This window comes from Mesorhizobium sp. M7A.F.Ca.MR.362.00.0.0 (assembly GCF_004023175.1).
Classification (GTDB): domain Bacteria; phylum Pseudomonadota; class Alphaproteobacteria; order Rhizobiales; family Rhizobiaceae; genus Mesorhizobium.
Window position 1 is genome coordinate 1 of the sequence record NZ_RZTF01000276.1, and the last position, 8,860, is coordinate 8,860.

The following is an 8,860-nucleotide window of genomic DNA, read 5'->3' on the forward strand; positions in this document are numbered from 1 at the left end:
AGAGACAGGAATGGAATTTCACCGTTGCGCTCTGCTTGAAAGTCGCGGCATGGATCCTAGGGTCTCCGCGACGTCGCTTCGCGACTGCTTCGCCCTAGGATGACGAAGAGGAAAGGTTTTCGCCAATCTCCAACGTCCAGCCACGCCTTCGAACTACTTCTTGCTTCGCAGCGTCTCCACATCAGTCTTCCCAACGTACCAATCGCGCGCGTTGACCTCTTCAAAAACCACCCAGACATCGTCGTTGCTCAGCCCGGTGGCGTCCATGATGGCCGCCGTCACCTTTTTGGCGATGTCCGCCTTCTTGCCTGCCGGATCGGCTGATATCACTTCCTTGACGATGCGGATGTTGACGAATGGCATTTTGTCCTCCCGGGATGTTCGTGCTCGCGAACGGCCGCCAGTGCTCCAGTCTCAGCCAGTGCTCCAGTCTCAGTATGTCTTGGCGCCGTTGACCATCAGCCGCACCATGTAGAGCGACGTGGTGCCGGCGATATAGAGGCAATTCAGCTTGTTGCCGCCGAACACGCAGTTGGCGGTGACTTCCGGCACCTTGACCTTGCCGATCAGCGTGCCGTCCGGATCGTAGCAATGGATGCCGTCGGCGGCACTCGTCCAGATGCGGCCGTCCTCGTCGAGCCTGAAGCCGTCGAACAGGCCGGCCGTGCAGTCGGCGAAGATTTTCTCGCCCGAAACCTTCTTGCCGCCCTTGCCGACATTGAACACCCGCATATGTGCCGGATTCTGTGCGCCATGCGTGCGGCCGGTATCGACGACATAAAGCTTGCTCTCGTCGAGCGAGAAGGCCAGGCCGTTAGGCCGGACCATGTCGGTGATGACGGCTTCGACCTCGCCCGTGCCGGGATCGACCCGATAGACATGGCAGGCGCCGATTTCGCTCTCGGCCCTGTCGCCCTCATAATCCGTATCGATGCCGTAGCTCGGATCGGTGAACCAGATCGAGCCGTCGGATTTCACCACCGCGTCGTTGGGCGAATTCAGCCGCTTGCCCTTCCATTTGGACGCGATCGTGGTGACCGAGCCGTCGAACTCGGTGCGGCTGACACGGCGGCCCGAATGCTCGCAGGTGATCAGCCGGCCCTGCCGGTCGACGCTGTTGCCGTTCGAATTGCCGGACGGCTGGCGGAAGACGCTGACATTGCCGTCGGTCTCGTCATAGCGCAGCATGCGGTTGTTGGGGATGTCGGACCAGATGACATAGCGGCCGGCGGCGAACCAGGCCGGCCCCTCCGCCCACTGGCATCCGGTGAACAGCTTCTCGACCTGCGCGTTGCCGTTGAACAGGCGCGCGAAGCGCGGATCGAGAATTTCATAATAGTCTGCGGCCGCCATGCTTTTCCTCCCGGCATCAATGACACCCGGATCAAGCCAGCCGGAGGGACAGAAGGCAATGTGGGTACGCACAGTGTCATGCAAAAGATCGCTTGCCGGCTCTGTGCATGACGTTAGCGCCGTATTAACCGGCTATGCGTCCAGCGCAATGGTGCATTGCAACATCTTCTTTTTGCAATGCACCATTACTATGTCATGCTTCGTATCGATCAAGGGAGGAAGAAACCGCCGCCGAAACGCGGCGCCAAAAAAGGAACCTTGCTATGATCCTCGACAGTCTCATGACCCGCGCTCGCAACAGCATTGCCAAGCGCAAGCACTACAACCGCCTTGTCGCCGAAATCGACAGCTTTTCCAGCCGCGATCTGGCCGACATGCGCGCCGACCGCTCGGAAATGCTCTACCAGATCCACAAGCAGATCTACGGCTGATCTCGAGTCCGATAAGACGCACCGCCAAGGTGCGTTGAGATTCAGGTCAGGCCGAGACGAAAACGGTGGTTTCCGAGAACCGGAGCGGAGCGTACTTAAGTACGTGAGCACCGGAAGCGCAGGAAGCCGCCGTTTGCAGGCCGGCATCACCTGAATATCAACGTGCCGCCAGCGCCTTGTCGATCTGTGGCAGCAAGAGATCCCTCGCCGTCTCGGGCGTCAGCGGGCCGACATGCTTGTAGGCGATCTTGCCGTCCTTGCCGATGACGAAGGTCTCCGGCACGCCGTAGACGCCCCAGTCGATCGCCGCGCGGCCCGCTTCGTCGACCCCTATCGCCTGGAACGGATTGCCGAGATCACCGAGGAACCGGCGTGCATTTTCCGGCCGGTCCTTGTAGTTCAGCGCCGCCATGGTGAAACGCTTATCCTGCGACAGCGCCAGAAGCACCGGGTGCTCTTCGCGGCATGGCGCGCACCACGACGCGAAGACGTTGACCAATGTGACCTTGCCGGCGAAGGTTTTCGAATCGAGCCCCGGCAGGTTGGACCCCTCCAGCGCAGGCAGGCTGGTTTGCGGCGCAGGCAGGCCGATCAGGGCCGACGGCACTTCCGAAGCATCGCGCCCCGACAGCAGCTGCGACAGGAACAGTCCGGCCAGGCCGAGGAAGATCAGCAACGGCAACAGCACGAACAGGCGACGAGTGCGTGGGGGCGGCGTTTCCGTTTCGGTGCTCATGGCTTTGCGGCCTTGTCGGAGCGCCGCCGCACGCCGGATGCCTCCAGTTCGGCGAGTTCGCGCTTGCGCGCCCGCTGGTCGAGCAGGATCCAGCCGATCAATCCGGCCAGCACCACGGCGGTGATGCCATAGGCGGCGGTCACGTAGAGTGCATGCGCGCTCATGCGACGGGCCTCGCTGAAGTGGGGGCTTCCAAGCCGATCATGTCGCCCAGTCTAGACATGCCTTTCCCTTAGCCTCGCTCCGTCGGCTTCGCAATCGGCCGCCGCGCCGCAGTCATACGCCGCGTCAATCCGTTCCATGCCGCAGCGCCAGCGCCGCCGAGACCGGGCCCAGCACGCCAAGAAACAGGGTCAGCGCGGCAAGAATGAGGAAGGGCTGCAGAAACGGATCGGGATTGGCGGTCGCTCCATAGCTTGCCGAAACGCCGAAGATCAGCACCGGAATGGTCAGCGGCAGCACCAGCACCGAGATCAGCAGCCCGCCACGCGGCAGCGCCACCGCGACCGCCGCACCGGCGGCGCCGATGAACGTGATCGCCGGCGTCCCGACCAGCAGCGTCAGCGCCGTGGCGCCGATGCCTAGCGGCTCCATGTTCATGAACAGGCCGAGCAAAGGAGCCGCGATGACCAGCGGCAGCACGCTCCCCGCCCAATGCGCCAGGCATTTCACCAGCACCGTCACGGCCAGCATATGGCGATCATTGCCGAGCACCAGGAGATCGAGCGAGCCGTCCTCGCGATCGGCCTGGAACAACCGGTCGAGCCCGAGCAGGCAGGACAGCAGCGCGCCGATCCACAGGATGGCCGGTCCGATGCGGGCCAGCAGCTTCAGGTCTGGCCCTACTCCGAACGGGATGGTGGCGATGACGGCGAGGAAGAAGATGACCCCGGTCAGCGCCCCGCCGCCGGCACGGATGTTGAGGCGGATGTCGCGCAGGAAGAGCGCTAGCATGGTATGAGATGCTCGCGCGCCATCATCAACCCGTTTCCCCCATCCTCAACTCCATCCCCTCGATCCCCAGCGGCAGATGCGTCGCCGCGACAATCATCCCGCCATCCGTGCAATGCTTGGCCATCAACCCCGCAAACCGCGCCTCCGACGCCTTGTCCAGCCCTGCTGTCGGCTCATCCAGCAACCACAATGGCCGGTGGCTGACCAGAAGCTTGGCGATCGCCGCCCGGCGCCGTTGCCCGGTCGATAGATAGCCGAACGGCAGGTGGCCGATGCCATCGAGCCCGACCGTTTCCAGCGCCTCTTCGACGCCGAGCTGTCCGTCGCCGTTGAAGTCGCGCCAGAAGTGCAAATTCTCCGCCACGCTGAGCGCCGGTTTCATTGCGTTCTGGTGGCCAAGGTAGTGACAGGCCGACGCGATTGACGGGAACGCTTCGCCCCCGTCTTCAATCTTCATGACGCCCTCGATCCTCACGCTGCCTTGCGCCACCGGCAGCAGCCCGGCGATGACCCGCAGCAAGGTCGACTTGCCCGATCCGTTCGGCCCGGTGACGATGAGCGCCCGACACTCCTCCAAGGCAAAATCGATTCCGGAAAACACCGCCTCGCCGCCTCGCTCGCCGCCCAGATTTTCGGCGATCAGCCGCATTCCTCGCCTGCCCTGAAACCATGTGTCGCGGCCGCTGCCGCATCGCACAAATTTGCTTTCCAACTGTCTAGAACTATTCCAGAAAATTCTCTATATGCGGTGCATCCGTGCCAGCGGTCGGCACGGGAACAGAATTAGCGCCGAACCAGCGCACGCGCCGCCTTGAACGGCTCGGGTTGCTTGGGAACGGACAGCGGAAATGGCCGTACCCGCACCTTTGCGCGTGATTGCATGCCATCGGCGTCCGTTCCCTTTCAGGCTGAACAGACAAGGATCGCACGTGTCAAAATCCCTCGACAGTTTCAATTGCCGCCGCACGCTGACCGCAGGCGGCGCGGAGTATGCCTATTTCGACCTCATAGAGGCCGAGAAGAACGGCCTCACCGGCATCTCGCAGCTGCCCTATTCGATGAAGGTGCTGCTGGAAAACCTGCTGCGCAACGAAGACGGCCGCTCCGTCACCAAGGAATCGATCCAGGCGGTGGCCGGCTGGCTGACCGACAAGGGCACCGCCGGCGTCGAGATCGCCTATCGCCCGGCCCGCGTGCTGATGCAGGATTTCACCGGCGTTCCGGCCGTGGTCGACCTTGCCGCGATGCGCGACGCCATGGCCTCGCTCGGCGGCGATCCGCAGAAGATCAACCCGCTGGTGCCGGTCGACCTCGTCATCGACCATTCCGTCATCGTCGACGAATTCGGCACGCCGATGGCCTTCGCCCGCAATGTCGAGCTGGAATATGAGCGCAACGAGGAGCGCTACAAATTCCTGAAATGGGGCCAGCAGGCATTCCGCAACTTCCGCGTCGTGCCGCCCGGCACCGGCATCTGCCATCAGGTCAACCTCGAATATCTCGGCCAGGTGGTGTGGACCAACACCGAGGACGGCGAAACGACAGCCTATCCCGACACCTGCGTCGGCACCGATTCGCACACCACCATGATCAATGGCCTTGGCGTGCTCGGCTGGGGCGTCGGCGGCATCGAGGCCGAGGCGGCCATGCTCGGCCAGCCTGTCTCCATGCTTTTGCCTGAGGTGATCGGCTTCCGCCTCACCGGCAAGCTCAAAGAGGGCGTCACCGCCACCGACCTCGTGCTCACCGTCACCCAGATGCTGCGCAAGAAGGGCGTCGTCGGCAAGTTCGTCGAGTTCTTCGGGCCGGGCCTCTCCAACATGACGCTGGCCGACCGCGCCACCATCGGCAACATGGCGCCCGAATATGGCGCCACCTGCGGCTTCTTCCCGGTCGACTCGGAAACCATCCGCTATCTCACAATGTCCGGCCGCAGCGAGGACCGCATCGCGCTGGTCGAGGCCTATGCCAAAGCTCAAGGAATGTGGCGTGAGACCGGCTCGACCGATCCGGTGTTCACCGATCTGCTCGAGCTGGAACTTGGCTCCGTCGTGCCGTCGATGGCCGGACCCAAGCGGCCCGAGGGCCGCGTCGCCCTTGAAGGCATTCCGGAAGGTTTCGCCAAGGCGATGGAGACCGAATACAAGAAGGCCGCCGAAATCTCCAAGCGCTACGCCGTCGAAGGCACCGACCATGATCTCGGTCACGGCGATGTCGTCATTGCCGCCATCACTTCGTGCACCAACACCTCGAACCCGAGCGTGCTGATCGGCGCCGGCCTCCTGGCCCGCAACGCCAACCGCCTCGGTTTGAAACAGAAGCCGTGGGTGAAGACCTCGCTGGCGCCGGGCAGCCAGGTGGTGGCCGAGTATCTGGAGAAATCCGGCCTGCAGAAGGAACTCGATCAGATCGGCTTCAACCTGGTCGGCTTCGGCTGCACCACCTGCATCGGCAATTCCGGGCCGCTGCCGGCGCCGATCTCGAAGACCATCAACGACAAGGGCCTGATCGCTGCCGCGGTTTTGTCCGGCAACCGCAACTTCGAAGGCCGCGTCTCGCCCGACGTACAGGCCAACTATCTGGCGTCGCCGCCGCTGGTCGTCGCGCATGCGCTGGCCGGCACCGTCACAAAGGACCTGACCACCGAGCCGCTAGGCGAGGACAAGAACGGCGAGCCGGTCTACCTCAAGGATATCTGGCCGAGCTCGGCCGAAATCCAGGAGTTCATCGAGAAGAACGTCACCCGCGAGCTGTTCGCCCGCAAATATGCCGATGTCTTCAAAGGCGACGAGTACTGGCAGAACGTCAAGGCGCCGGAAGGCCAGACCTATGCGTGGGACGACAACTCGACCTATGTGCAGAACCCGCCCTATTTCGCCGGCATGACGTCAGGTTTCGGCAAGATCGGCGATATCAAGGGCGCCCGCGTGCTCGGCCTGTTCGGCGACAAGATCACCACCGACCACATTTCGCCGGCCGGATCGATCAAGGCGGCCTCGCCGGCCGGCAAATACCTCACCGACCACGGCGTCGGCGTCGCCGACTTCAACCAGTACGGCACGCGGCGCGGCAACCACGAGGTGATGATGCGCGGCACCTTCGCCAACATCCGCATCCGCAACCACATGCTGGGCGAGAATGGCCGCGAGGGCGGCTACACCATCCACTACCCGTCCAAGGAAGAGGAATCGATCTACGACGCGGCGATGGAATACAAAAGGGAAGGCGTGCCGCTGGTTGTCTTCGCCGGCGTCGAATACGGCAACGGCTCGTCGCGCGACTGGGCGGCCAAGGGAACCAATCTCCTTGGTGTCCGCGCGGTCATCGCCCAGTCCTTCGAGCGCATCCATCGCTCGAACCTGGTCGGCATGGGCGTCATTCCCTTCGTCTTCGAGGAAGGCACCTCATGGGCATCGCTCAACCTCAAGGGAGACGAGCTGGTCGAGATCGACGGCTTGAGCACCATCAAACCGCGCCAGACGATGATCGCCAAGGTCACCTATGGCGACGGCACGGTGAAGAACGTGCCGATCATCTGCCGCATCGATACGCTGGATGAGCTCGATTACTTCAAGAACGGCGGCATCCTGCAATACGTGCTGCGCGATCTTGCAGCTTAGGGAATAGGGGACTAGGCAGTAGGGAATAGAGACCCCTACTGCCTACTGCCTACTGCCTACTGCCTACTGCCTACTGCCTACCTTAGGCTTCCCAAACCGCGCCGCTGCCGCCAAAAGCACGCCGAGCATCACGCCGTTGAGGATGTGCCAGAGGAAGTGCGTTCCGAGAGGAAAGCTGCCGCAGATCACCGGATCGATCATCCGGCAGATGACGGACACGACGAAGATCGCCGATCCCGCCAGATTATACCAGCCGGCGCGATTGCCGCTCACCGTCACCCAGACACCGAAGAAGGCGAGCGCCAGGAACGGCGGCAGATAGCCCGTCGTACCGTTCGACGCCTGGCGCAGCCAGTCCGGCACGGCCAGGGTTATCGCCCCGGCAAGCACATAGAAGGCGATGAAGATGGCAATGGCCTTGCCCCATCGCATGCCGAGGAAGCGGCGTAAATTGAACAGCGTGTAGGCCAGCGTGAAGCCGGCGATCGGCAGCACGTCGGCCCAGACCGTGCCCTTGGTGGCAAAGGTGTGGAAGATCGTCGAGCCGATGCCGATCGCCACCACCCACCAGGCCAGCACCTCGGCGAAGGCGCCGGTGCCCAGCCTTCGCACCTCGCGCACGCCCCACAGGCCGGCGGCGATGAAGGCGAGGTTGGTCAGGGCGTTTACCGGTTCGGACCAGAATTCCGGGCCGGTCCGCTCGCAATAGAGGTCGACTGGCGCCAAAAACGTTTGCCACATCGTGATTGTCGCCCGAATCGGTTTCTATCCTGAAGCGCAGATCCTTCCTATTGCGGGGTTGCGGTCGGCTGCAATGGCAAAATTTCACCGCAACGTGACTTCCCGTTGACTTCCGGTTCTGCCACATATTTTAGCAATCAAGATAAAGCCGGCACCACCGGCGGGAATCGGAATGGCCATGGCCTCGCGAAAATCATTGTGGCTGGCAGCTCTTGCGCTGGCCTTCTCGGCGTCTGCCGGCGCCGGGCATGCCGGCGAATCCGATCGCGCCCATGCCGACCGGGTCCAGATCGACAGGCCCCAGATCGACAGGCCATTGGGCGTGGTCGAACTGTTCACCAGCCAGGGCTGCAGTTCCTGCCCGCCGGCCGATACGCTATTCTCCGAACTTGCCGCCAAGGAAGATATCGTCGCGCTCGCCTATCACGTCGACTATTGGGACTATCTCGGCTGGCAGGATACGCTGGGCCGCAAGGAGAACACCGAGCGGCAATACGACTACATGCGCGCCTTCGGCAGCCGCTCCGTCTATACGCCGCAGGCCGTTATCAATGGCCGTGTCCACGTCAACGGCGCCAGCCGCGGCGAGGTCGATGGCGCGCTCGCCCGCATGGCCAAGAGCGGCGAAGGCATGCGCGTCGCCGTCAAGGTCAGCCGCACCAGCGACCGTGTGACGATCGACGCTGGCGATGCCGGCAACGGCCCCAGCGACGCCCATGTCGTCATCGTCTATTTCGACCCGCCGCAGACGGTCAAGGTCGGCGAGGGCGAGAACACCGGCCGCAAGATGACCTACTGGAACGCCGTCACCGGGATACAGACCGCCGGCATGTGGCATGGCAAGGCACAACGCTACGAACTGCCGATGAGCGAGATTGCCAAAAAGGGCGGCTGCGCCGTGCTGCTGCAGTCGGTCGGCAAGGACGGCATGCCCGGTCCCATTCTCGGCGCCGCGTTCATCCACAAGCCTTAACCGACGTCGGCGTCGCCCCTCATCTTCGCTAGGACAGCGGATGGGAGAGGCC

Annotated in this window: 10 protein-coding genes; 3 read left to right on the forward strand and 7 right to left on the reverse strand. The window is 63.1% G+C overall.

Features of this window, described 5'->3' with window-relative positions:
- Positions 1 to 153: 153 nt before the first annotated feature.
- Both EOC06_RS26310 and EOC06_RS26315 read right to left on the reverse strand, forming a co-directional pair.
- Positions 154 to 363, reverse strand: coding sequence for a 4-oxalocrotonate tautomerase family protein (locus tag EOC06_RS26310; protein WP_127330153.1), 210 nt, complete (start codon positions 361 to 363; stop codon positions 154 to 156).
- Positions 364 to 432: 69 nt separating this feature from the next.
- Positions 433 to 1,353 carry an SMP-30/gluconolactonase/LRE family protein gene (locus EOC06_RS26315; protein ID WP_127320937.1) on the reverse strand — a complete coding sequence of 307 codons (921 nt, stop codon included), beginning with the start codon at positions 1,351 to 1,353 and terminating at the stop codon, positions 433 to 435.
- Positions 1,354 to 1,616: 263 nt separating this feature from the next.
- On the opposite strand from EOC06_RS26315, the gene EOC06_RS26320 reads away from it, so the two are divergent.
- On the forward strand, positions 1,617 to 1,784 hold the full coding sequence (locus EOC06_RS26320; protein ID WP_013528833.1) for a hypothetical protein: 168 nt from the start codon (positions 1,617 to 1,619) through the stop codon (positions 1,782 to 1,784).
- A 157-nt stretch (positions 1,785 to 1,941) separates the two neighbouring features.
- On the opposite strand, the gene EOC06_RS26325 is transcribed toward EOC06_RS26320, so the two are convergent.
- From EOC06_RS26325 to ccmA, 4 genes are all read right to left on the reverse strand, one after another.
- Complete coding sequence (locus EOC06_RS26325; RefSeq protein ID WP_127320938.1) at positions 1,942 to 2,520, reverse strand: DsbE family thiol:disulfide interchange protein; 579 nt, start codon at positions 2,518 to 2,520, stop codon at positions 1,942 to 1,944.
- Positions 2,517 to 2,684 (reverse strand): heme exporter protein CcmD, encoded by a 168-nt coding sequence (gene ccmD / locus EOC06_RS26330; RefSeq protein ID WP_127268184.1) that lies wholly within the window; start codon positions 2,682 to 2,684, stop codon positions 2,517 to 2,519. Before ccmD ends, EOC06_RS26325 begins: the two co-directional genes overlap by 4 nt.
- A 124-nt stretch (positions 2,685 to 2,808) precedes the next feature.
- Positions 2,809 to 3,474, reverse strand: a complete 666-nt coding sequence (gene ccmB, locus EOC06_RS26335) for a heme exporter protein CcmB (RefSeq protein WP_128309154.1) — start codon at positions 3,472 to 3,474, stop codon at positions 2,809 to 2,811.
- 25 nt (positions 3,475 to 3,499) lie between these two features.
- Positions 3,500 to 4,123, reverse strand: a complete 624-nt coding sequence (gene ccmA / locus EOC06_RS26340; RefSeq protein WP_128309155.1) for a heme ABC exporter ATP-binding protein CcmA — start codon at positions 4,121 to 4,123, stop codon at positions 3,500 to 3,502.
- Between the two features lie 280 nt (positions 4,124 to 4,403).
- Here ccmA and acnA point away from each other — a divergent pair, with 280 nt between their 5' ends.
- The gene (acnA, locus tag EOC06_RS26345; protein WP_127273510.1) at positions 4,404 to 7,094 is read left to right on the forward strand and encodes an aconitate hydratase AcnA; all 2,691 of its coding nucleotides are present in this window, start codon (positions 4,404 to 4,406) and stop codon (positions 7,092 to 7,094) included.
- Positions 7,095 to 7,157: 63 nt separating this feature from the next.
- Here the strand turns inward: acnA and EOC06_RS26350 are convergent, their stop codons facing one another.
- A complete protein-coding gene (locus EOC06_RS26350) occupies positions 7,158 to 7,835 on the reverse strand; it encodes a ceramidase domain-containing protein (RefSeq protein ID WP_127269002.1) in 678 nt (225 codons plus the stop codon).
- A gap of 172 nt (positions 7,836 to 8,007) precedes the next feature.
- Between EOC06_RS26350 and EOC06_RS26355 the strand changes: the two genes are divergently transcribed.
- On the forward strand, positions 8,008 to 8,808 hold the full coding sequence (locus tag EOC06_RS26355) for a thioredoxin family protein (RefSeq protein ID WP_127269003.1): 801 nt from the start codon (positions 8,008 to 8,010) through the stop codon (positions 8,806 to 8,808).
- Positions 8,809 to 8,860: the final 52 nt, after the last annotated feature.